The following is a 22214-nucleotide window of genomic DNA, read 5'->3' on the forward strand; positions in this document are numbered from 1 at the left end:
TCAGTTGGCTCCCTGGGTGACCGGCGCCGCCGCGGGTGCGGGCGCCGCGTGGATCTCGCGATCGAGTTCGGCGTCGACCTTGGCGTCGTCGGGGAACTGCGGCTCGCCGGCGACGACGTGCTGCAGCCACAGCTTGGCCTGCACGACGGGTCTGCGCAGCGTGCGTTCGCGCTCGAGCGCCTTGTGCATCCTGCGGGGGCGCGTCGTGTAGCGCCACCGCGCCCACGGCGCGTGCGGCCGGGACAGCCGGATCGCGCCCACCACCAGCAGCGGGGTGATGAACATGCCGATCAGCCCGGTCCACACCTTGCCCTTGAGCAGGACGACCACCGCGAGCATCAGCGTGACCACCGCGATCGCGATCACCGTCGCCCTGGCCTCGGTCGAGTGGTCGTCGCGCCAGATCCCGACGTCGAAGAAGGACAGCGGGTTGAACCCGAGCACCAGCAGGCCGGCGACCGCGACGGCCGCGAACACCGCGTCCACCGAGGTGCGGCCGTCCTCGGCCCAGTACACGTCCTGCAGGTGCAGGATCAGCGCGAACTCGTCGAGCACCAGGGCGGCGCCGACGCCGAACCCGATGGCGGCGGCCGTGAACTCCGCGACTCCCCCGTTGACGGCCAGCGTCACCATCGTCACCCCGGACAGCATCACCAGCACCACGCCGATCACCACGTGGTGGATGTGCAGGCCGCCGCCGGCGGAGATGTTGCGTGGCTGCCACCACTTGCGGGGCGCCTCGCTGCCGGCGTTCGCGCGGATGTAGCGCACGATCGTGCGGGTCACGAAGAACGTGAGGATGAATGCGATCAGACAGCAGAGCAGCGGCAGGCGATCCCGCGTGATGAAGTCGAATCGGCTGTCCCAACCGACCGTGAAGTGCACGGTCGAGAACTTACGCCGACCCGGCCCCGTCGCAGGACCGTTCGTCCCCGACGCGCCGGGAGAGGGCAACCGCCCCGACGGGCACCGATAGTCTGTCCTCGACATGAGTAAGTGGCGGACGCCCGGCGGGGCAGTGCGGACAGCACGGTGGGCGACCCCCTCCTGGCGGGCGTTCCAGCTCCTCGTGGTCGCCGGGATCGCCTGGGCCGGTTGGCGCCTGCTGGGCCACACGCCGTACCGGATCGACATCGACGTGTACCGGATGGGCGGTCGGGCCTGGCTGGACGGCACGCCGCTGTACAGCGACGGGACCATCTTCCACACCGTCGCGGGCCTCGACCTGCCGTTCACGTACCCGCCGCTCGCGGCCACCGTGTTCGCGCCGTTCGCGTGGCTGCCGCTGCCCGTCGCGAGTGCGGCGATCACCGCGATCACGCTGATCCTGCTGGTGGTCTCGACGGCGATCGTGCTGACCCGGCTTCGGGTGTGGGAACAGTCGTCGCTGCCGTCGAGGCCGTGGGTGCGCCGCGCGTGGCTCGCGGCGGCGATCGTGGCGCCGGTGGTCGTCTACTTCGAGCCCATCCGGGCCAACTTCGAGTTCGGCCAGATCAACGTCGTCCTGATGACCCTGGTGATCGCGGACCTGGTCCCCCGCCGCACCCCGTGGCCGCGGGGCCTGCTGCTCGGCATCGGCATCGCGCTCAAGCTCACGCCCGCGGTGTTCGTGCTGTACCTGCTGATGCGCCGGGACGTCCGGGCCATCCTGGTCACGGCCGCCTCGACGATCGGCGCCACGCTGCTCGGCTTCGCGCTGGCCTGGCGGGACTCGCTGCAGTACTGGACCGAGACGGTGCACGACACCGACCGGATCGGCACCGCGACGCTCAACACCAACCAGAACATCGCCGGGATGCTCGCACGTCTCGGCATCGGCGACGACTCGCGGTTCCTGCTGTGGACGGCGGCCTGCTTCGCGGTGCTGGGCGTGACCGCGTGGGCGGCGCACCGGCTGCTCCGGGGTGATCCGCGCTCGTCGGCCCCACCGTTCGACGAGGCGCCGGTCGTCGCGCTGATCTGCGTCGCGATGTTCGGCCTGGTGGTGTCGCCGGTGTCGTGGTCACACCACTGGGTGTGGGTGCTGCCGACGCTGCTGGTGACGATCGTGGTGGCCTACCGCTACCGCGACGTGACGCTCGCGCTGATCGGCGCGGCCGGCATGGCGCTGGTCGTGTGGACCCCGATCACGCTGCTGACCCCGCACGAGGAGACCGCAGCGCCGCTGTGGCGTCAGCTGGTCGGCGGGTCCTACCTGTGGTGGGCGCTGGCCGTCATCGTGGCCGCGGGTGCGGTGGCCGCCAGGCTCGCCCGGGTGTCGGCGCGGCTCGCGGACGGGTCGCCGGCGGTGGACGCCGCTCGCGTCCCCGCGTCGAACTAGCCGGCGGCGGCGGTCGGGAACCGGCTGGCCGGCTTGGCGGGCTTGCCCTCCAGCGCGTCCTTGACGTCGGCGGCGTACAGGTCGACGTACTCCTGACCCGACAGCTGCATCAGCTCGTAGACGATCTCGTCGATGACGGCGCGCTCGATGAACCGGTTGCCCGCGAGGCCCTCGAAGCGGGTGAAGTCCATCGGCTTGCCGAAGCGCACCTCGACGCGGCCGAACCGCCACATCTTCTTGCCCGGGGGGTTCACGTCGTCGGTGCCGACCATGGCGACCGGGATGACGGGGACGCCGGTGGTGAGCGCCAGGCGGGCCAGCCCGGTCTTGCCCTTGTACAGCCGCCCGTCCGGTGAGCGGGTGCCCTCGGGGTACATGCCCAGGACCTTGCCCGACTTCAGGATCCGCTCGGCGGTGGTCAGCGCGCCCTGGGCGGCGTCGGCGTCGGTGCGGTCGATGGGAACCTGGCCGGCGGCGGTGTAGAACCAGCGCTGAAACCATCCCTTGAGTCCCGAGCCGGTGAAGTACTCCGCCTTCGCGAGGTAGGTGATCCGGCGCCGCACCACCAGGCACTTGTAGAAGCTGTCGGCGACGGCGAGGTGGTTACTGGCGAGGATGACGGCGCCCGAACTCGGAACGTTCTCGAGCCCTTGCACTTTCGGCCGTCCCAGCAGCTGCAGCAGCGGTCCCATGAAGACGTACTTGAACAGCCAATACCACATGGGACCTCCCGCAGCGGGCGCCCGGACGGTGCCCTGCGTCGACTTTACCCACGCAATGAGAACCCGACCACACGGCCACGCCACGGCGCGGATTGCGGTTATTCGTCGATGTCGATCGGGATGTGCTGGTAACGGCCCGGGCCGGACGGCGCCGGTTCGTCGGCGGGCGGCGGTGTCTGCCTGGGGATGTCGGGGTGCGCCCGCGGGGCGTCCTCGACGTTCTCGGTCATCGCGCGCACCACGGCCAGCAACGCCACGCTGTGTTCGGCGACGATCGTCAGCAGCGGGTGCTGCTCACCGTTGATCAGTGCAGCAATCGCGCAGACGGGGCACCACACCTGCTCGCACGAGCCCGCGCCGCCACCGGTGGCCCGCGCGGCGGCCATCCGGACGGCCGGATCGAGACGGTCCAGCACGGTCTGCGCCAGCCGCCGGAGTTCGACGGTCAGGTCGGGGTGGGGTCCCGTCACGTCGGCCACACCTCCGGGTTCGGTCGGAAACGCACGGTCAGCTCGCCGCCGCGCAGTTGGGCGTCCGCGACGGTGCATCGCCGTAGGACGGACGCCAGGCGCACACGGCGACGCATGCCGCCCGCGCCGATGATCAGGTCGTCGTCGACGCGACCGAGCGTGAGTCCCGCCGCGTCGACCTGCGGCAACTCTAGCCGCAGCCGGTACACCGCCTCGAGACCGGTTCCGGACTCCCTGTCGACCACCGGAGACAGCGGACGCGGCGGGGGCGCGCTCCCCCGGCGTCGCGACGCGTCGAGCAGTTCGGCCAGCGCCTTCGGCCCGATGGGTTCGCCGGCGACGTGGGGCACGAGGACCAGCGCGACGTCGCCGATGGCGGTGTCCAGTTCGTCGAGCACGGCGCGCTGCTCGGCGATGCGCTCGGTGTACCAGTCGAACGCGGGATGCTCGGGCAGGTTGTGGTACTCGAACGAGTCGTCCTGCAGCAGAACCTGGTTCACGATCAACTCGTCGACCGATACGCCCATCAGCGCGAGTGATCCGAGCGTGCGCGCAGCCTCGGCCGCCACCACCCGCTCCGGGGTGAGCACCAGGTGCGCGCCGACGCGCGTCCCGTCGACCAGCAGCGCCCCCAGACGTTCGGTGCCCGCGGCGATCCGCTCGACGAGCGTGATCACGCCCGTAGACCTGGCGTCGTCGGAGGCGAGGGACAACCTGCGGTGGCGCGGCCAGGCGCGTTCGAGGTACAGCCCGAACGTCGCGGGCAGCGTCAGCATGCGCATGGCGTCTGCGGTCGACGCGCAGTCCACGACCACGTGGTCCCACTCGCCCGACGCCGCCAGCTCGCCGACCTCGTGCAGTCCCAGCACCTCCTGGATGCCGGGCAGCGCCGAGAGTTCCTCGGGCGCGAACTCGCCGAGGTCGGACTCCGGGAACTTGCCCGACAGGACGCCCGCGACGTCGCGCCAGTGCTCCTCGAGCAGGGCCAGGGTGTCGAGCGCCAGCGCGTCGAGGAACCCGCCGCCGGAGTCGGGGCGGCCGGTGTCGAGGTCGGTGAGGATCCGGGTCGGGGTGCGCGCACCGGTCGGTGCGACGGGGACGCCGAGCACGTCGCCCGTGGAGTGGGCCTGGTCGGTGGAGACGATCAGGACCCGCGAACCACCTCGCGCGTCGCAGACGGCGGTGGCCGTGGCCAACGTGGACTTGCCTACGCCGCCCTTACCGACGAACAGGCTGATCCGCGTGGCCACACCACTCGCCGTCACTCAGCCTCGACTCGCTTCTTGAGGTCCTTGAGGGCCGTGTCGATGAGGCGTCGTTCCGCCTTGCGCTTCAGCAGACCGATCATCGGGATCGCGAGGTCGACCGCTAACTCGTAGGTGACGTCGGTGCCGGATCCCTTGGGCGTCAGACGGTATGCGCCGTCGAGCGCCTTGAGCAGCGAACTCGACACCAGCGACCAGGTGACGGACATGTGGTCGGGCGGCCAGGTGTAGGACAGCACCATCGTGTCCCTCAGCACCGATGCGTCGAGCAGCAGCCGGGCGGTGCGGGGGAAGCCCTCCTCGTCGACCTCGAGGACCTCGGTCTCCTTGTACTCGCCGACCCAGTCGGGATAGGAGCCGATGTCGGCGATGACGTCCATCACGGTGCCTGGATCGGCATCCATGTAGATGGTCTGTGCTGTCTTGTCCGCCACGTGTTCCCTTCCCGGGTGTTCGCCTCGAAAGATACCCGTCCCGCTCTGCGCCGGGGTCCCGGCGCGATCCGCCGGGTCCGCTCTCACGCCAGCCGGGATACCCCGACGGGACGCGTCGACTCCAACGTCCGCTTCACCTCGAAGGCCATGTCCTTGCCCGCCACCCGTCGCCGGTGGTTCATCTTGGGCAGGTCCATCCTCGCCAGCTCCCACGCCGCGGCGCCGGACGGCTCGGCATGGACGAAGTAGTGCAGCACCACGCCGTCCATGACTGCCTCGAGCCACACCTCCATGGTTCCGGTGAGCGCGCCGGTGATGGTCCAGCGGTGCCCCGCCGGGCCGCGGTCCTCGACCACCGTCAACCGCAGGTCCGGCCACCAGCGACGCCAGTTGGCGGGGTCGGCGATCAGCCCGCCGACGTCGGCGGGATCGGCGCAGACGAAGGTCTCGTCCGCGATCTGGATGCTGTTCATCGCCTCACAGCTTCACACACCGGTCACCCCGACGGCAGGCGGACCCGGCACCCCGGTGGCCGCGACTAAACTGTGCCGCAAACCACCCCCCGAAAGGCCTCGAGCGTGCGCGAGTTCAGCGAGCCTGCATCATTCACCGTCGCCGAGAACGACAACGTCGTCGGCGTCGTCTTCTCCCACGAGCGCGACGACCCGGACCACGTCATCGCCCAGCGGCTGGTCGGCGGGTCGTGGACCGACGTCACCTGCGCGCAGGTCGCCGCGACCGTCCGCGCGACGGCGCTCGGGCTGATCGCCGACGGCGTCCGGCCCGGTGACCGGGTCGCGGTCATCTCCGCCACCCGCTACGAGTGGCCGCTCATCGACTTCGCGATCCTGGCGATCGGCGCCGTCACCGTGCCGATCTACGAGACGTCGTCGGCCGAACAGGTGCGCTTCGTCCTGGCCGACTCCGGTGCCGTCGCGGTGTTCGCCGAGACCGACGCACACGCCGACGTCATCGAGGGTCTGCGCGCCGAACTGCCCGACCTGCGCTCCGTGCTGCGGATCGACGGATCCGACGGCGGCGCGCTCGACCGGCTCGCTGCGGCGGGCGTGGGCACCGACGCCGCCGAACTCGACCGCCGGCTGGCCGGCATCAGGTCGTCGGATCCCGCGACACTGATCTACACCTCGGGCACCACCGGACGGCCGAAGGGCTGCCAGCTCACGCACTCCAACCTGCTGCACGAGATCCGCGGCGCCAAGGCCTGCTTCCCCGACCAGCTGGCCAAGGGCGAGAAGCTGCTGGTGTTCCTGCCGCTGGCACACGTCCTGGCGCGCGCGATCACCGTGGCTGCCTTTACCAACAAGGTCACGCTCGGCTTCACCAGCGACGTCAAGAACCTGGTGCCGACGCTCGGCGTCTTCAAGCCGACGCTCGTCGTGTCGGTGCCGCGGGTGTTCGAGAAGGTCTACAACACCGCAGAGCAGAACGCCCGCAACGACGGCAAGGGCGCCATCTTCGAGCGTGCGGCCACCACCGCGATCGAGTGGAGCATGGCCCAGGATGCCGGCGGGGCGGGTCTGGTGCTGCGCGCCAAGCACGCACTGTTCGACAAGCTGGTCTACGGCAAGCTGCGCGCGGCGCTGGGCGGCAACTGCCACTCCGCAATCTCCGGCGGCGCGCCGCTCGGCGCACGCCTCGGCCACTTCTACCGCGGCGTCGGCCTGTCGATCTACGAGGGCTACGGGCTCACCGAGACCAGCGCCGCGATCACGGTCAACCGGGTGAACGGCCTCAAGGTCGGCTCGGTCGGAAAGCTGGTGCCCGGCAACGCGATGCGCCTCGGGGACGACGGCGAACTGCTGGTCTCCGGCGGCGTCGTGTTCGGCGGCTACTGGAAGAACCAGGAGGAGACCGACGCCGTCTTCACCGACGGATGGTTCCACACCGGTGACCTGGGCGCGATCGACGACGACGGCTTCCTCACCATCGTCGGCCGCAAGAAGGAGATCATCGTGACCGCGGGCGGCAAGAACGTCGCGCCCGCCCTCCTCGAGGACCGGATGCGCGCGCACCCGCTGATCAGCCAGGCGATGTGCGTCGGCGATCAGCAGCCGTTCATCGCCGCGCTCGTCACCATCGACCCCGAGGCGTTCCCCGGCTGGAAGGAACGCAACCGCAAGGCGGCCGACGCCACGGTGGCCGACCTCGCCGAGGATCCCGACCTGATGGCGGAGGTCGACCTGGCGGTCAAGGACGCCAACCAGGCGGTGTCGAAGGCCGAGGCGATCCGCGAGTTCCGCATCCTCGCGGTCGACTTCACCGAGGACACCGGGGAGCTGACGCCGACGCTCAAGGTGAAGCGGAAGGTCGTCGCCGAGAAGTTCGCCGCCGACATCGACGCGCTGTACGCGAAGACCGGCGGCTAACCGGCCAGCAGTTCGCCGAGCCTGCGCGCCTTGGTCGTCCACTGCCAGTCCTCGACCACCCACCGGCGGCCCGCCGCACCCATCGCGGCCGCGCGGGCCCGATCGGTGAGCAGGTCGCCGACCGCGGTGGCGATCGCGGCGACGTCCTCGCCGTCGACCACCACGCCGGTCTCGCCGTCGCGGACCGACTCGGGCGCACCGCCGGACCGGCCGGCCACGACGGGAACGCCCGTCGCGGACGCCTCGAGGTAGACGATGCCCAGGCCCTCGACGTCGAGGCCGCCGCCGCGGGTCCGGCACGGCATCGCGAACACGTCGGCCATCGCGTGGTGCGCGGGCAGTTCGTCGGCGGGCACGCCGTCGGTGAACACCACCTGCGCGCGCACCCCGAGATCCTCGGCGAGGGCGTGCAACCGGTCCCGGTAGGGTCCGCCTCCGACGATCACCAGCGCCGCGTCGGGCACCCGTGCGAGGACGGCGGGCAGGGCGCGGATCAGCATGTCCTGACCCTTGCGCGGCACCAGCCGGGACAGGCACAGCACCACCGGCCGGTCGCCGAGGCCGTACCGCTCCCGGAGTCGGTCCCGTGCCGCCGGGTCGGGGACGAAGCGATCGGTGTCGACGCCGGGCGCCAGCCGCTCGAGTGCGGCGTGCGGGCCGAATGCCGAGGCGAACCTGCCGCGGGTGTAGTTGCTGATGAAGGTGACGACGTCGGCGTCGTTTCCGATGCGGCGCAACGCCGTTCGCGCCAGCGGAAGCATCGACCAGCCCACTTCGTGGCCGTGGGTGGAGGCGACCACGCGCCGCGCCCCGGCCGCCCGGGCCACCGGGGACAGCAGCGCGAGTGGCGCTGCGGCGCCGAACCAGACCGTGTCGACGCGGTGGTCGCGGATCAGCCTGCGCATCCGTAGCGCGACGGACGGCTCGGGCAGCATCAGCGTCGTGGGATGCCGCACCACGCGGTAGCCGGACGCGGCGGCGCGGCGGTCGTGCTCCTCGCAGCCCTTCCAGGTGGGTGCGTACACCGTCAGGTCGACGTCGCCACCGGCCACCAGGCCGTCGACGAGGTTCTCCAGGTAGGACTGGATGCCGCCGCGGCGCGGCGGAAAGTCGTTGGTAACCAGGAGCACCCGATGCACGGCGTCAGGCTATCCGGCCAGCCACCGGCGCCAGTCGACCAGTACCGCGCCGAGGTCCGCGCCGAGGGTGGTCGAGACGGCGGTGTCCACGTCGACGTGTCCGGGTCCGCACGCCGCGAGGTAGAGCCGCCGCAGCGTCTCGACGCCGTACCGGTCGGCGACGAAGCTCGCGAACCACCAGGCCCTGTCGTAGGCCGACGAACGGGTGGCGCCGACGGTGTCGAGTTCGGCGTCGGTGGGCAGGCGCGCGAGGTCCGCGGCGGCCGCCGGACCGGGCCGCACGGCGGGTGGCCGCCCGACGTAGTCGGCGACGCCCTCGGTGAGCCAGCGCGGCGCATCCGGAGCGGTCTGCTGACGGGCCGCGAAGTGCAGCAGTTCGTGGCGCAGGACGATGCGCAGGGTGGCGTCGCTCAGACCGGCCGCGCCGGGCGCGAACACGACGCAGTTGGCCGTGGTCACCGCCGCGATGTCCCCGCCGAGATCCCGGCCGCCGCCAAGGGTGACGAACTGCTCGGGCGACCCGGTCACGACGATCACGACGTGCCGCCGCCACGTGTCGCCCCAGAAGCCGGTGACGGCCTCGACGGCGCCGTCGAGTTCGCGGCGGATGCGGTCGGTCAGCGCGATGGCCGACGGACCGCCCATCGGGATCACCTCGGCGGTGCGGCCGTCGCGCAGTGCGTAGCGCTGCGTGTCCGCCGCGACGGCGGGTGCCGGTGGCGGCGGTGCGGGCTGCGGACGGCCGAGCAGGACGATCGCGACGGCCAGCTCTACGACGAGCAGCAGGCCGAGGAAGCGCCGCGAGTTGCCGGCTGGCTCAGTAACGGCGGACGTTGTGGATCGGCGCGTTGTTCACGGGCGCGACCGCGACCGGTGAACCGTAGGTCGAGGCGTGCACCATCATGCCGTCGCCGATGTAGATGCCCACGTGCGAAGCGTCCGAGTAGTAGGTGACCAGGTCACCGGGCTGCATCTGGTCGGTCGACACCGACTGGCCGCCGCGGGCCAGGGCCTGGCTGGAGTGCGGGAGATTGACGCCGGCCTGGCCGAACGCCCACATCACCAGTCCGGAGCAGTCGAAGGCGTTGGGGCCGGAGGCGCCCCAGGAGTACGGCGAGCCGATCCGGGTGAGCGCGGCCTGCACGGCGGTCGATCCCTCGACGCCGGGGCCCGTCGGAACAACGGCCGCCTCGGGCGGCGCGAGGTTGGGGGCGGGTGCCGCGGCCAGGACCTCGGGGCCGCGGTCACCCGGCGGGACCGCGTCGGGTGCGGGTGCCGGCGCCGGCGGGATCGCCGCGAGCGCCTCGCGCTGGGCGGGCGTCAGTGCCGTGTACGTCGACTTGACGACGGCGATCTGCACCTGCAGCTTGCTCTGCTTGCTCTGGAGGTCGGCGCGGACGGCCGCGGCCTGCTCGGCGGCGGTCTTGGCCTCGGCGGCCGACTTGGCGGACGCGGCCTCGGTGAGCGCCGCCTCCTGGTTGACCCGCTGGAAGTTCTTCATCTGGGCCGACATCTCGGTCGCCATCACGCGCTGCACGGCGAGCTGATCGATCAGCCGCTGCGGCGAATCGGCGGTCAGCATCGCGTCCAGACCGTCGGTCCGGCCGCCCATGTACTGCGCTGCAGCAACCTTGTCGACGGCGGACTGGAACGTTGCCAGCTGCGCCTTGGCGGTGTCGGCGGCGGCCGCGTCCGCGGCGTGCTGCGCGTCGGCCACCTGCTGCGCGGCGACCTTTCCGTCCAGATCGAGCTGGGCGCTGTGCATTGCCTCGGTGGTCTGCTCCGCGTCGCGCGACAGCTGATTCAGCTTCGCCAGGGCATCGGCCGCAGGGTCAGCCTGCACACCGCCTGCCAAAAGCGTTGACGCGACAGTCAATCCCGCCAGTGCGGCGATGATGGGTCGACGGATTCCACGGGTGAGCCGGTGTGTGCGGTCGATCGCCAAGTTCTATGCGTCCTTCAACTACCGTATTGCGCCGGTCGATCTGCCCAAAGGTCTCAGACAGGTAACGAAGTCTCAGACAGGTTACGAAACGGCATCGGGGTTGTCCAACAGAAGACGCAAATTTAACAGGAGTCACGGGAATTTTTTCGCTGCAAGTCAGGTTCCGTGCACTCAGGCAACTCCCGATTGACCGTGGCGGTGGATCGGCACCAGTCGCAGCCGCGGTGCCAACCCCACGTCAGCGAGCACCTCGAGCGCCCGCTGCTCGTCCATGTCGAGCGTCTCGGGAATTCCCAGCAAAACACTGATCACGCAGTCTTGGCACCCCGGGCCGCGCACGGCGCAGTCGTCGCAGTCGATCACCACGCTGCCGGTGTCCGGCAGGTCGGCGCCGCCGATGTCCGGCAGGTCGACTGGGCCGGTGTCCGGCATCTCTTCCAGTGCCATCACAGCACTCCTCTCGTTCGGTGATTCGCACGCTAACGGCGGCCACCGACAAGGCCGTTCGGCGTGTGAATCACACGCGTGTCAGTCACCGGGCCTAAGTTCACCGCCATGGGTCGACCACGCCTCGCCGAGCCCGCGCAGCTGGCGCTCGACATGGAACTCGAGGACGGCGGGGCGGGCCTCTCGCTGCACGACACGACGTTCGTCGTCGTCGACCTCGAGACCACCGGCGGGCGCTCGAGCGACAGCGCACCCGGCCGCGGCGACCACGACCGGATCACCGAGATCGGCGCGGTGAAGGTCAAGGGTGGCCGGGTGATCGGCGAACTGGGCACGCTGGTCGACCCGGGACGCGCCATCCCACCGAAGATCGTCGCGCTCACCGGCATCACCACGGCCATGGTGTGCGACGCCCCGCGGATCGAGTCGGTTCTGCCCTCCTTCCTCGAATTCGCCCGTGGCGCAGTGCTCGTCGCGCACAATGCCGGCTTCGACATCGGCTTCCTCAAGGCCGCGGCCGAGCGCTGCGACATCGCCTGGCCGCGCCCGCCGGTGCTGTGCACCGTCAAGCTGGCGCGCCGCGTACTCACCCGCGAGGAGGCGCCCAGCGTGCGGCTGTCGGCGCTGGCGCAGCTGTTCCGGGCCACCACCACCCCGACGCACCGCGCCCTCGACGACGCCCGCGCCACCGTCGACGTGCTGCACGCGCTGATCGAGCGGGTCGGCAACCAGGGCGTGCACACCTATTCCGACCTGCGCTCGTATCTGCCCGACGTCACGCCCGCCCAGCGCAGCAAGCGCCACCTGGCGACCGGACTTCCGGCGCGGCCCGGGGTGTACCTGTTCCGCGGGCCGTCGGACGAGGTGCTGTACGTCGGCACCGCGATCGACCTCCGGCGGCGGGTGAAGCAGTACTTCAACGGCGCCGACCCGCGCACCCGGATGAAGGAGATGGTGGCGCTCGCGTCCGGCGTCGACCACGTCGAGTGCGCCCACGAACTCGAGGCGGGCGTCCGCGAACTCCGGCTGCTCGCCGCCCACGCCCCGCCCTACAACCGGCGCTCGAAGTTCCCGCACCGATGGTGGTGGGTGGCGCTCACCGACGAGCCGTTCCCCCGCTTCTCGGTGGTGCGCTCGCCCACCCACGACCGGATCGTGGGGCCCTTCCGCGTGCGCGCCGACGCCGCCGAGACGGCGGCGCTGCTCGCCCGCTTCACCGGAGTGCGGACGTGTGCGTCCCGGCTGTCGCGGAGCGCCCGGCACGGAAAGTCCTGCCCGGAACGCGAACTGTCGCCGTGTCCGGCACCGCGCGACGCGACGGCGGAGCTCTACGCGCCCGCCCCGGCCCGCGCCGAACGGCTGCTCGCCGGCGCCGAACACACGCCGCTCGTCGACGTCCTCGCCGAGGTTGAGGCGCTCGCGGCGCGCGGTCGCTACGAGACGGCGGCCCGGCTGCGCGACCACGCCGCCACCGCGATCGACGCGCTGTGGCGCGGGCAGCGCCTGCGGGCGCTGGTCGCCGTCGACGAGCTGGTGGCCGCGCGACCCGACGGCGCCGGCGGCTGGCACCTCGCCGTCGTGCGCTCTGGGCAGCTGAGCGCCGCGGGGAACGCCCCGCGGGGGGTTCCGCCGATGCCGGTGGTCGAGGCGATCACCGCGGGCGCACAGACGATCCTGGCGACGCCCGCACCGCTGGGCGGGGCGCTCGTCGAGGAGACGGGTCTGATCGCACGCTGGCTGGCGGCACCGGGCGTGCGGGTGGTCCGCATCGACACGGCGTCCGAGGAGGGCTATGCCAGCCCGATCGGCGCGGCGGGCGCACTGTCCGCGTGGTCGGCGCTGGCCCGTTCGGCACGCGTCGCCGCGCGGCAGGTCGCCGACGAACCGTACGACGACCGTTACGGGTCGACCGTCACCCCGCGACCGAGGTCACTGGACGTGCAGGCGTCGTGACGCGCTCAGAGCTTCTGGGTGAACCGGGCCCACCGGCCGAGCAGCTTCTCGGCCGCGCCGGAGTCGATCGCCTCGGTGGCCCGCGCCAGCCCGGACTCCCAGGCGGGCACCCACTTGGCGTCGCTGGACAGGCCGGCGTGCGCCACCATCGCGCCCGCCGCATTGAGCACCACGGCGTCGCGGACCGGGCCGGTCGCCCCGCCGAACACCTCACGCACCGACGCGGCGTTGGCCTCGGCATCGCCGCCGGTCAACTCACTGAGGTGGGCGCGCTGGAAGCCGAACGCCGCCGGGTCGAACGTCAACCGCTCGACCGTGCCCGCCTGCACGCGCCAGATCGTGCTGGTCGTGGTGGTCGTCAGCTCGTCGAGTCCGTCGTCGCCGTGCACCACCAGGACGCTGGACCCGCGCTGCGCGAACACCCCGGCCATCACCTCCGCGAGGTCGCCCCAGGCGCAGCCGATCAGGCCGGCCCGCGGCGACGCCGGGTTGGCGAGCGGTCCGAGCAGGTTGAACACCGTCGGCACGCCGATCTCGCGCCGGACCACCGACGCGTGCCGGTAGGACGGGTGGAACTGCGGCGCGAAGGCGAAGCCGATGCCCACCTCGGCGACACTGCGCGCCACGTCGTCCGGTCCGAGGTCGATCTTGACCCCGAGCGCCTCGAGGGTGTCCGCCCCGCCCGACAGCGACGACGCGGCCCGGTTGCCGTGCTTGATGACCGGTACGCCGCACGCCGCGACCACCACCGCGGCCATCGTCGACAGGTTGACGGTGTTGGCGCCGTCGCCGCCCGTCCCGACGACGTCGACCGTCTCGCGGCCGATCACGTCGGTGGGCACCCGGCGGGCGTGCCGCAGCATGATGTCCGCCAGCTCGGAGACCTCGGCCGACGTCGGCCGCTTCATCTTCATCGAGACGGCGAATCCGGCGATCTGGGCGGGCGTCGCCACCCCGGTCATGATCTGGTCCATGGCCCATCCGGCCTGCCCGGTGAGGAGCGTCTGATCGGTCGTCAGACGGCCGAGGATCTGGGGCCAGGTGAAGGAATCGTCGGATGCCACGCGGGTGAGCCTAGTGGCTGCGTCGGCGGCGTCCCGTGGCCCTTCGATCGGTGGCCCGATCGCCGCTCGGGGAGGGAGGTGCGACACGTTTGTGACGAATGTGCCGACCCGGGTGGAGTTCGACAACTACAAAGCGTCATACTTCTAGTTGTGACGAGTGCTGTAGGGACTTCGGGAACCGCGATCACGTCGCGAGTTCATTCGCTGAACAGGCCAAACATGGTCAGTGTCGGCACCATTGTCTGGCTTTCCAGTGAACTCATGTTCTTTGCTGGACTGTTCGCGATGTACTTCACCGCGAGGGCCCAGGCAGGTGGCGATTGGCCGCCGGCGCCCACCGAGTTGAACCTCGGGCTGGCCGTGCCCGTGACGCTGGTCCTGATCGCGTCCTCGTTCACCTGCCAGATGGGTGTGTTCGCGGCCGAGCGCGGCGACGTCTTCGGCCTGCGGCGCTGGTACACCCTGACGCTGGCGATGGGCACGTTCTTCGTGCTCGGCCAGGGCTACGAGTACGTCCACCTCGTCGCCGAGGGGACCACCATCCCGGGCAGCGCGTACGGCACGGTCTTCTACCTCGCGACCGGCTTCCACGGCCTGCACGTCATCGGCGGTCTGGTCGCGTTCATCTTGCTGCTGATGCGCACCCGGATGAGCAAGTTCACTCCGGCACAGGCCACCGCGGCGATCGTCGTGTCGTACTACTGGCACTTCGTGGACATCGTGTGGATCGCCCTGTTCGCCGTCATCTACTTCGTCCGGTGACCCGGTCGGACTGTTCGAACGAGTTGCAGCGATGAGAAGGGGTTCGATGACCAGCAAGTCCCGCCGTCGGTTCCGCCGACGCCTGTCGGCAGCACTGTTGCTGCTGATCGGACTCGCAGTCGCGGGTGGCCTCGCCGCCACCCTGACGCCCAAGCCGCAGGTGGCCCAGGCCGACGAGTCACAGTTGGCCCTGCTGCGTACCGGCAAACAGCTGTTCGAGACGTCCTGCGTGACGTGCCACGGCGCGAACCTGCAGGGTGTCCCCGACCGCGGCCCCAGCCTCATCGGCACCGGCGAGGCCGCCGTCTACTTCCAGGTCGGCACCGGCCGCATGCCCGCCATGCGCGGTGAGGCCCAGGCCCCCCGCAAGACCCCGATCTACGACGCGTACCAGGTCGACGCCATCGGCGCGTACGTCCAGGCCAACGGCGGCGGACCGGTGGTCCCCCGCGACGCCAACGGCGAGGTCGCCCACGACTCCCTGCTCGGCAACGACGTCGCCCGCGGTGGCGACCTGTTCCGGCTGAACTGCGCGTCGTGCCACAACTTCACCGGTAAGGGCGGCGCACTGTCGTCGGGCAAGTACGCCCCCGACCTCGGTGAGGCCGCGGAGGTGCCCGCGCAGGTCTACACGGCGATGCTGACCGGCCCGCAGAACATGCCGAAGTTCTCCGACCGGCAGCTGTCCCCGGAGCAGAAGCGCGACATCGTCGCGTACGTGCACCAGGCCGCCAAGACGCCCGACCCCGGCGGCTACGGCCTCGGTGGTTTCGGACCCACGTCCGAGGGCATGGCGGCATGGATCATCGGAATGGTCGGCGTGATCGCCGTGGCGATGTGGATCGGATCGCGAGCATGAGCAACGAGCACGGCGGCAACGCCGACGACGGCTTCACTCCGGGCGAGGACAAGGGCAAGGACGCGGTCAGCGACCGCGGCACCGACGCCCCCGGTCAGCTGGGCGTCCCCGGCCAGCCGACCGACGCCGAACTGGCGCGGATGTCGCGCGAGGAACTCGTCGCCCTCGGTGGCCGGATGGACGGCGTCGAGACCGTCTTCAAGGAGAACCGGTGGCCCGTCGAGGGCACCAAGGCCGAGAAGCGCGCCGAGCGTGCGGTCTCGTACTGGCTGCTGCTGGGTGGCGTCGCCGGCCTCGCGCTCATCCTGGTGTTCCTCTTCTGGCCCTGGGAGTACAAGCCCTTCGAGTCCGAGGGTGAGCGCATCTACACCCTCGCCACCCCGCTGTACGGCGTGACCTTCGGCCTGTCGATCCTGGCGATCGGCATCGGCGCGGTGCTGTACCAGAAGAAGTTCATCCCCGAGGAGATCTCGATCCAGGACCGCCACGACGGCGCCTCCCCCGAGATCGAACGGCGCACCGCCGCTGCCAACCTGACCGACGCGCTCGAGGGCTCGACCATCAAGCGCCGCAAGCTCGTCGGGCTGTCGCTCGGCATCGGTCTGGGCGCCTTCGGCGTCGGCACCGCGATCGCCTTCGTCGGCGGCCTGATCAAGAACCCGTGGAAGCCGGTCGTCCCCACCGCAGAGGGCAAGAAGGCCGTGCTGTGGACGTCGGGATGGACCCCCCGTTTCCAGGGCGAGACCATCTTCATGGCGCGCGCGACGGGCCTGCCCGGCGAGTCGCCGTTCGTCAAGATGCGCCCCGAGGACATCGACGCGGGCGGCATGGAGACGGTGTTCCCGTGGCGCGAGTCCGACGGCGACGGCACCACCGTCGAGTCATCGCACCTCCTCACCGAGATCGCGATGGGCGTGCGGAACCCCGTCATGCTCATCCGCATCCGGCCCGAGGACATGCCTCGCGTCGTGAAGCGCAAGGACCAGGAGAGCTTCAACTTCGGCGACCTGTTCGCCTACACGAAGGTCTGCTCGCACCTGGGCTGCCCGGCCTCGCTGTACGAGCAGCAGACCTACCGAATCCTGTGCCCGTGCCACCAGTCGCAGTTCGACGCGTTGCACTTCGCCAAGCCGATCTTCGGGCCGGCTGCACGCGCACTGGCGCAACTTCCCATTACCATCGATGAAGACGGCTATCTCGTCGCCAACGGTGACTTCATCGAACCCGTCGGACCGGCCTTCTGGGAGCGAACCTCATGAGTCCAACATCTGGATCAACCAAGCTCGGTGCCATCGCGGCTGCCCAGGGCAACGCGATCGACTCCCGCTATCACCCCTCGGCCGCGGTTCGGCGTCAGCTGAACAAGGTCTTCCCGACCCACTGGTCCTTCCTGCTCGGTGAGATCGCGCTGTACAGCTTCATCGTGCTGCTGCTCACCGGCGTGTGGCTGACCCTGTTCTTCGACCCGTCGATGGCAGAGGTCACCTACCACGGTGTCTACCAACCGCTGAACGGCGTGCAGATGTCGAAGGCGTACGCGTCGGCACTCGACATCAGCTTCGAGGTCCGTGGTGGCTTGTTCGTCCGGCAGATCCACCACTGGGCGGCCCTCCTGTTCGCGGCGTCGATCATGGTCCACCTGGCGCGCATCTTCTTCACCGGAGCGTTCCGGCGTCCCCGCGAGGCGAACTGGGTCATCGGCTCGCTGCTGCTGATCCTCGCGATGTTCGAGGGCTACTTCGGCTACTCGCTGCCCGACGACCTGCTGTCGGGCACCGGCCTGCGCGCCGCGTTCTCCTCGATCACCCTCGGCATGCCGGTCATCGGCACCTGGCTGCACTGGGCACTGTTCGGCGGTGACTTCCCCGGCACGATCATCATCCCGAGGTTGTATGCCCTGCACATCCTGTTGATCCCGGGAATCATGTTGGCGCTCATCGGCGCTCACCTGGCGTTGGTGTGGTTCCAGAAGCACACCCAGTTCCCCGGCCCCGGCCGCACCGAGACCAACGTCGTCGGCGTCCGCGTCATGCCCGTCTTCGCGGTCAAGTCCGGCGCGTTCTTCGCCATGACCGTCGGCATCCTCGGCCTCATGGGTGGCCTGCTGCAGATCAACCCGATCTGGGTGCTCGGCCCGTACAAGCCGTCGCAGATCTCGGCTGGCAGCCAGCCCGACTTCTACATGATGTGGACCGACGGCCTGGCGCGCGTCTGGCCGGCGTGGGAGTTCTACCCCTTCGGACACACCATCCCGCAGTCGGTGTGGGTGGCGGTCTTCATGGGCCTGATCCTCGGCCTGCTGACGATGTATCCGTTCCTGGAGAAGAAGTTCTCCGGTGACACCGCGCACCACAACCTGCTGCAGCGTCCGCGTGACGCACCGGTCCGCACCGCCATCGGCGCCATGGCGATCGCGTTCTACATCGTGCTGACCTTCATGTGCATGAACGACATCATCGCGCTGAAGTTCCACGTGTCGCTGAACGCGACCACCTGGATCGGCCGCATCGGCATGGTCGTCCTGCCCGCGTTCGTCTACTACATCACCTACCGGTGGTGCGTGGCGTTGCAGCGCAGCGACCGCGCAGTGCTCGAGCACGGCATCGAGACCGGCATCATCAAGCGCCTGCCGCACGGCGCCTACGTCGAGCTGCACCAGCCGCTCGGCCCGGTCGACGACCACGGCCATCCGCTGCCGCTGGAGTACCAGGGTGCCGCGCTGCCCAAGCGCATGAACAAGCTGGGCTCCGGCGGGTCGACCGGTACCGGTGGCTTCCTGTTCGCCGACCCGGTGTCGGAGAGCCGGGCGATCACCGACGCGGCACACGCGTCGGAGGGTCGTGCGCTCACCGCGCTGAAGGAGTACCAGGACACCGAGCACGGCCTGGCTACCAACGGTCACTCGAATGGCAACGGGCACTCCAACGGCCACTCGAACGGCAACGGCTCCAACGGGAACGGCTCGAATGGCAACGGCAACGGTTCGTCGAACGGTCATCACTGACCGCTCGGTGAACCTCCGCCGGGGCTAGCCCTTCTGCACGTCGACATCTGCGTCAGCGTCGTATCCCTCCGGGGGTCACGACTCTGGCGCAGATCTCGTTGGTGCCCCTGCCCCCGCTCCCCCACCGCGGCGGTGGGTAGGCCCGCGAGAACGACGATCACGCAGACGTCGCGGGTCGTTCCAGACGAAGTGTGCCGTCGGGAGCCCTCAGCGGCACTCGGGCAGCACGGGGAGAACGAGCGTCAGGCGAGCACTGCGCGCAGCTTGCGCAGGAAGTACACGGGCGCGACGGGCATCGCGATCGTGACGAGGCCGGCCAGCGCGTACGCCACCCACGCCGCCGAGTCGTGGTCGGTCGCCACCAGGTAGGTGGCGATGCCGATCAGCGCCGTCGCTCCCCCGACCGCCGAGCCGATCACGAGCGGGCAGCGCAGCAGGATCCGTTCGACCGCCTCGGTGGGGAATCCGATCCGGCTGCTCGCCGGCGGCTGTGGCTGACGACGGATGACGGGAACCGCCGCTCCGCGGATGCTGCTCGGCTCGACGGGGTCGCCGAATGCGGCACCCGACCGGTCGGTGCGTGCCGCGGGGCCGGCCGACGGCGCGGCCGCCACGGGTTCGGCCTCCGCCGACGCGCGACGCGCCCGGATCAGCAGCGGTATCGCGGCGATGATCACCACGGCGGAGACGCCGATGACGGTGTAGAGCAGCCAGGGCGTCTCGGCGTCGCCGCCGGCCTCCGCCCCCCTGCTGCCGAGGTTGGTCAGCGCGACGATCGCCGCGACGCCCGCACCGAGCGCAGCCAGCCACAGCGCGGCGCACACGCCGAGCAGGATGCGATCGGTCTGGTCGAGCGATTCCGAGTTGAGCCGCGTGCGTGCCGCGACACCGATGTCATTGGTCATCAGCAGCTGGTCTGCCAATCGTTGGTTTGCGACGAGGCGATGGTCTGCCCGTCGCTGGTGGTGATGGAACAGTTGAGCTTCGAGAGCCGCAGCAGGCTCGACGCCTGCACCGAGCCGTACTCCGACATCGAGATCGGTGTGACGGTCAGGGACCACGGGATGTAGACGTTCTGCTGGGTGCGCTGCCTGCCCGACGCGTCGGTGTAGGTGACCGAGATGCGGTCCAGCGGTGCCTTGGTGCCCGTCACGGTGTACGTGATGAACCGCGGTCCCGCGGGCGCTGCCGGCGCGGGCGGAGGTGGCGGCGGGGGCGGCGGCTCGGCACTCGGCGCGGGCGCCTCCTCGCTGGGCGGCGGTGGGGGCGGCGGCACCTCGCTGGTGGGCGGCGGCGGGGGTGGCGGCACCTCGCTCGACGGCGGCGGAGGCGGCGGTGTCGTGGTGGTCGTCGTCGTGGTGGTCGTGGTGATCTCGTCCTGGACCGGCGGGCTCGACGTGGTGGTTGCCGGGGTCGCGAGATCGGTGCTGTCCGTCCGGGCGACCAGCAGGGTCACCGACACGACGAGTGCGATGGCCGCGACGATCGCGACGACGCCGACCACCCAGGGCCACTTCGGCGGGTCGCCGGCCACCTGCGGGACGGGCGGGTCGTAGGAGTCGTAGTCGTAGAGACCCGACTCCGGCGGCAGGTAGGGACCGCTGGTGAACTGCTCGGCCTCGGGTGCCGAGTACGCCCGCGAGTAGATCTCGGTCTCGCCGGTGGGCGGCGGTACCTCACGACCCGGTTCGTTGGGCTCCGGAGAATCTGGTTCCGGGGGATTCGGCCCGCTCATCGCCTGTCCTTTTCAGCCTGTCAGTCTCGACTGCTCAATCGGCGCGACGTCACCGTGATCGACCGTGCCTCGGCAACAGTACCGAACCCGATGCGAGGCAAGGTTCCGCGACGCGACTCATGGCCGGAGTGGCGGTCGTATCGTGACCTCGGCCCGTGCGGGTCAGTGCTTCTCGGGGCCGACGTAGTACTCGAAGACGAGTCCGGACACGGTCGCCAGCACGAAGGTCACGCCGGCGACGATCAGCCAGGGCAACCACATGGCCAGTCCGACCGCGGTGACGGATGCCGACAGCGCGATCAGCAGCGGCCACCAGCTGTGCGGGCTGTAGAAGCCCAGCTCGCCGGCGCCATCGGCGACCTCGGCGTCTTCGTAGTCCTCGGGGCGGGTGTCGAGTCGGCGTGCGACGAACCGGAAGAACGTCCCGGTGATCAGCGACAGTCCGGTGGTCAGCACCAACGCGGTGGTGCCTGCCCACTCGATGCCGCCGTTGGCGTAGAGCCCGGTGAGCACGCCGTATCCGACGGCACACAGCGCGAAGAACGCGGTGAGGAACTCGAACAGCCTGGCTTCGATGTGCATGAGGTGTCGTCCCTACCTATCTCGCCTGCGGGGCCTGTTCACCGCGACGGGTGTCGAACGGCTTGGTGGTGACCGCGGTCGGCGGCAACCCGATGGCCACCAGGGCATCGGCGTTGGTCGCGTTCGGGTTGTCCTCGCGGAACTGCATGTACGCCTTGAAGTCGTTGGGCTCGACCACGCGGACCTCGAAGTTCATCATCGCGTGGTACGTGCCGCACATCTCGGTGCAGCGCCCGACGAAGGCGCCCGTCTGCTCGATCTTGCTGATCTGGAAGACGTTGTCCGAGTTGTTCGCCTTGGGGTTCGGCATGACGTCGCGCTTGAACAGGAACTCGGGAACCCAGAAGCCGTGGATGACGTCCGCCGACGCAATCTGGAATTCGACGCTCTTGTCCTTGGGCAGCACCAGGATCGGGATCTCGGTGCTGGAGCCGATGGTCTCGACCTTGTCGAAGTTCAGGTAGGTGCGGTCCTCGGGGTTCAGGCCCTTGATCGGGCCGACCAGTTCCTCACCGTGCTCGTCGACGCCCTCGGGCTTGGAGACCATGGCGTTCTTGCGGGCGTCGTCGACGCCGTCGTAGGTCATGGTGCCGTCGGTGAAGGCGATCTTCTGGTACCCGAACTTCCAGTTCCACTGGAACGCCGTGACGTCGATGACGACCTCGGGGTTCGGGTCCTTGTGCAGCATCTTCTCTTGCACCACGACGGTGAAGTAGAAGAGGACGGAGATGATGATGAACGGGATCACCGTCAGCGTCAGCTCGAGCGGCATGTTGTAGCCGAACTGGCGGGGCAGTTCGGTGTCGGTCTTCTTCTTGCGATGGAAGACGCTCGTCCAGAAGATCAGGACGTAGACGATGCCGCCGACGACGATCGCCGCGATGATCGAACCGATCCACAGTTCGCGGTTCAGCTTGCCTTCGGGCGTGATCCCATTGGGCCACCCGAGGCCGAGCGCCTCCGACCAACTGCAGCCGCTGAGCAGGAGTGTCATCCCGCCCAGAACGACGGACAACGCCACCAACTTCGGGCCGCGAGCGGACACGTTGGCGCCTCCTTGAGAGTCGGTTGACCGCGGGGCGGTCGGTGGTCCGATGTGTGTACTACGCAGCGTAGACCACACCGG

22 protein-coding genes are annotated in these 22214 nt (G+C 70.0%); 7 read left to right on the forward strand and 15 right to left on the reverse strand.

The genetic code is table 11. The annotated features are described in order from the left end of the window. Nucleotides 1–885 (reverse strand): hypothetical protein, encoded by an 885-nt coding sequence (locus tag AC1MEY_RS11605; protein ID WP_480230770.1) that lies wholly within the window; start codon nt 883–885, stop codon nt 1–3. Between the two features lie 103 nt (nt 886–988). Here AC1MEY_RS11605 and AC1MEY_RS11610 point away from each other — a divergent pair, with 103 nt between their 5' ends. Continuing rightward, nucleotides 989–2320, forward strand: a complete 1332-nt coding sequence (locus tag AC1MEY_RS11610; protein WP_480230771.1) for a glycosyltransferase 87 family protein — start codon at nt 989–991, stop codon at nt 2318–2320. Here AC1MEY_RS11610 and AC1MEY_RS11615 read toward each other — a convergent pair. The 5 genes from AC1MEY_RS11615 to AC1MEY_RS11635 all read right to left on the reverse strand — a co-directional run bounded on the left by AC1MEY_RS11615 (nt 2317) and on the right by AC1MEY_RS11635 (nt 5684). Further along, on the reverse strand, nt 2317–3042 hold the full coding sequence (locus AC1MEY_RS11615; protein WP_480230772.1) for a lysophospholipid acyltransferase family protein: 726 nt from the start codon (nt 3040–3042) through the stop codon (nt 2317–2319). The two genes, AC1MEY_RS11610 and AC1MEY_RS11615, sit on opposite strands and share 4 nt — an antisense overlap. 98 nt (nt 3043–3140) lie before the next feature. After that, on the reverse strand, nt 3141–3512 hold the full coding sequence (locus tag AC1MEY_RS11620; RefSeq protein ID WP_480230773.1) for a hypothetical protein: 372 nt from the start codon (nt 3510–3512) through the stop codon (nt 3141–3143). Beyond that, the gene (locus tag AC1MEY_RS11625) at nt 3509–4777 is read right to left on the reverse strand and encodes an ArsA family ATPase (RefSeq protein WP_480230774.1); all 1269 of its coding nucleotides are present in this window, start codon (nt 4775–4777) and stop codon (nt 3509–3511) included. Before AC1MEY_RS11625 ends, AC1MEY_RS11620 begins: the two co-directional genes overlap by 4 nt. Beyond that, on the reverse strand, nt 4774–5211 hold the full coding sequence (locus AC1MEY_RS11630; RefSeq protein ID WP_480230775.1) for an SRPBCC family protein: 438 nt from the start codon (nt 5209–5211) through the stop codon (nt 4774–4776). Before AC1MEY_RS11630 ends, AC1MEY_RS11625 begins: the two co-directional genes overlap by 4 nt. A gap of 83 nt (nt 5212–5294) precedes the next feature. Next, the gene (locus tag AC1MEY_RS11635; protein WP_480230776.1) at nt 5295–5684 is read right to left on the reverse strand and encodes a polyketide cyclase / dehydrase and lipid transport; all 390 of its coding nucleotides are present in this window, start codon (nt 5682–5684) and stop codon (nt 5295–5297) included. A 105-nt stretch (nt 5685–5789) separates the two neighbouring features. On the opposite strand from AC1MEY_RS11635, the gene AC1MEY_RS11640 reads away from it, so the two are divergent. Continuing rightward, on the forward strand, nt 5790–7598 hold the full coding sequence (locus AC1MEY_RS11640) for an AMP-dependent synthetase/ligase (protein ID WP_480230777.1): 1809 nt from the start codon (nt 5790–5792) through the stop codon (nt 7596–7598). Here AC1MEY_RS11640 and AC1MEY_RS11645 read toward each other — a convergent pair. The 4 genes from AC1MEY_RS11645 to AC1MEY_RS11660 form a co-directional block, all read right to left on the reverse strand. Further along, nucleotides 7595–8737, reverse strand: coding sequence for a glycosyltransferase family 4 protein (locus tag AC1MEY_RS11645; RefSeq protein WP_480230778.1), 1143 nt, complete (start codon nt 8735–8737; stop codon nt 7595–7597). The two genes, AC1MEY_RS11640 and AC1MEY_RS11645, sit on opposite strands and share 4 nt — an antisense overlap. Nucleotides 8738–8746: 9 nt before the next feature. Then, nucleotides 8747–9523 carry a peptidase gene (locus AC1MEY_RS11650; RefSeq protein ID WP_480231432.1) on the reverse strand — a complete coding sequence of 259 codons (777 nt, stop codon included), beginning with the start codon at nt 9521–9523 and terminating at the stop codon, nt 8747–8749. A gap of 31 nt (nt 9524–9554) precedes the next feature. Beyond that, entirely contained in the window at nt 9555–10682 is a 1128-nt protein-coding gene (gene ripC / locus AC1MEY_RS11655) for a peptidoglycan hydrolase RipC (protein WP_480230779.1), read from the reverse strand. 171 nt (nt 10683–10853) lie between these two features. After that, on the reverse strand, nt 10854–11114 hold the full coding sequence (locus AC1MEY_RS11660; RefSeq protein ID WP_480231433.1) for a hypothetical protein: 261 nt from the start codon (nt 11112–11114) through the stop codon (nt 10854–10856). A 168-nt stretch (nt 11115–11282) separates the two neighbouring features. On the opposite strand from AC1MEY_RS11660, the gene AC1MEY_RS11665 reads away from it, so the two are divergent. Next, a complete protein-coding gene (locus AC1MEY_RS11665) occupies nt 11283–13082 on the forward strand; it encodes a DEDD exonuclease domain-containing protein (protein ID WP_480231434.1) in 1800 nt (599 codons plus the stop codon). A 5-nt stretch (nt 13083–13087) separates the two neighbouring features. Here AC1MEY_RS11665 and trpD read toward each other — a convergent pair whose 3' ends face one another. Next, the gene (gene trpD / locus AC1MEY_RS11670; RefSeq protein ID WP_480230780.1) at nt 13088–14146 is read right to left on the reverse strand and encodes an anthranilate phosphoribosyltransferase; all 1059 of its coding nucleotides are present in this window, start codon (nt 14144–14146) and stop codon (nt 13088–13090) included. 150 nt (nt 14147–14296) lie between these two features. On the opposite strand from trpD, the gene ctaE reads away from it, so the two are divergent. The 4 genes from ctaE (at nt 14297) to qcrB (ending at nt 18771) form a co-directional block, all read left to right on the forward strand. Beyond that, a complete protein-coding gene (ctaE, locus tag AC1MEY_RS11675) occupies nt 14297–14908 on the forward strand; it encodes an aa3-type cytochrome oxidase subunit III (protein WP_480230781.1) in 612 nt (203 codons plus the stop codon). Between the two features lie 31 nt (nt 14909–14939). Beyond that, nucleotides 14940–15767 (forward strand): cytochrome bc1 complex diheme cytochrome c subunit, encoded by an 828-nt coding sequence (gene qcrC, locus AC1MEY_RS11680; protein ID WP_480230782.1) that lies wholly within the window; start codon nt 14940–14942, stop codon nt 15765–15767. A gap of 140 nt (nt 15768–15907) precedes the next feature. Beyond that, entirely contained in the window at nt 15908–17026 is a 1119-nt protein-coding gene (gene qcrA / locus AC1MEY_RS11685) for a cytochrome bc1 complex Rieske iron-sulfur subunit (RefSeq protein WP_480231435.1), read from the forward strand. Further along, nucleotides 17023–18771, forward strand: coding sequence for a cytochrome bc1 complex cytochrome b subunit (qcrB, locus tag AC1MEY_RS11690; RefSeq protein WP_480230783.1), 1749 nt, complete (start codon nt 17023–17025; stop codon nt 18769–18771). The genes qcrA and qcrB overlap by 4 nt, the downstream gene beginning before the upstream one ends. A 242-nt stretch (nt 18772–19013) precedes the next feature. On the opposite strand, the gene AC1MEY_RS11695 is transcribed toward qcrB, so the two are convergent. The 4 genes from AC1MEY_RS11695 to ctaC form a co-directional block, all read right to left on the reverse strand. Next, entirely contained in the window at nt 19014–19676 is a 663-nt protein-coding gene (locus tag AC1MEY_RS11695) for a DUF2561 family protein (protein ID WP_480230784.1), read from the reverse strand. Then, nucleotides 19676–20506: an MmpS family transport accessory protein gene (locus AC1MEY_RS11700; protein WP_480230785.1), complete on the reverse strand. Its 831-nt coding sequence runs from the start codon at nt 20504–20506 to the stop codon at nt 19676–19678. The genes AC1MEY_RS11695 and AC1MEY_RS11700 overlap by 1 nt, the downstream gene beginning before the upstream one ends. 162 nt (nt 20507–20668) lie before the next feature. After that, entirely contained in the window at nt 20669–21088 is a 420-nt protein-coding gene (locus AC1MEY_RS11705) for a cytochrome c oxidase subunit 4 (protein WP_480230786.1), read from the reverse strand. 16 nt (nt 21089–21104) lie between these two features. After that, nucleotides 21105–22133, reverse strand: coding sequence for an aa3-type cytochrome oxidase subunit II (gene ctaC / locus AC1MEY_RS11710; protein ID WP_480230787.1), 1029 nt, complete (start codon nt 22131–22133; stop codon nt 21105–21107). Between the last annotated feature and the right edge of the window lie 81 nt (nt 22134–22214).

The organism is Mycobacterium sp. PTI7, from assembly GCF_056679845.1.

What these genes read in the sequence shown, in the direction of transcription:
- AC1MEY_RS11610 (WP_480230771.1), top strand. Translation starts at nt 989, where the DNA reads ATGAGTAAGTGGCGGACGCCCGGCGGGGCAGTGCGGACAGCACGGTGG.
- AC1MEY_RS11615 (WP_480230772.1), bottom strand. Translation starts at nt 3,042, where the DNA reads ATGTGGTATTGGCTGTTCAAGTACGTCTTCATGGGACCGCTGCTGCAG.
- AC1MEY_RS11635 (WP_480230776.1), bottom strand. Translation starts at nt 5,684, where the DNA reads ATGAACAGCATCCAGATCGCGGACGAGACCTTCGTCTGCGCCGATCCC.
- AC1MEY_RS11660 (WP_480231433.1), bottom strand. Translation starts at nt 11,114, where the DNA reads ATGCCGGACACCGGCCCAGTCGACCTGCCGGACATCGGCGGCGCCGAC.
- AC1MEY_RS11665 (WP_480231434.1), top strand. Translation starts at nt 11,283, where the DNA reads ATGGAACTCGAGGACGGCGGGGCGGGCCTCTCGCTGCACGACACGACG.
- qcrC (WP_480230782.1), top strand. Translation starts at nt 14,940, where the DNA reads ATGAGAAGGGGTTCGATGACCAGCAAGTCCCGCCGTCGGTTCCGCCGA.
- qcrA (WP_480231435.1), top strand. Translation starts at nt 15,908, where the DNA reads ATGTCGCGCGAGGAACTCGTCGCCCTCGGTGGCCGGATGGACGGCGTC.
- qcrB (WP_480230783.1), top strand. Translation starts at nt 17,023, where the DNA reads ATGAGTCCAACATCTGGATCAACCAAGCTCGGTGCCATCGCGGCTGCC.
- AC1MEY_RS11695 (WP_480230784.1), bottom strand. Translation starts at nt 19,676, where the DNA reads ATGACCAATGACATCGGTGTCGCGGCACGCACGCGGCTCAACTCGGAA.
- AC1MEY_RS11700 (WP_480230785.1), bottom strand. Translation starts at nt 20,506, where the DNA reads ATGAGCGGGCCGAATCCCCCGGAACCAGATTCTCCGGAGCCCAACGAA.
- AC1MEY_RS11705 (WP_480230786.1), bottom strand. Translation starts at nt 21,088, where the DNA reads ATGCACATCGAAGCCAGGCTGTTCGAGTTCCTCACCGCGTTCTTCGCG.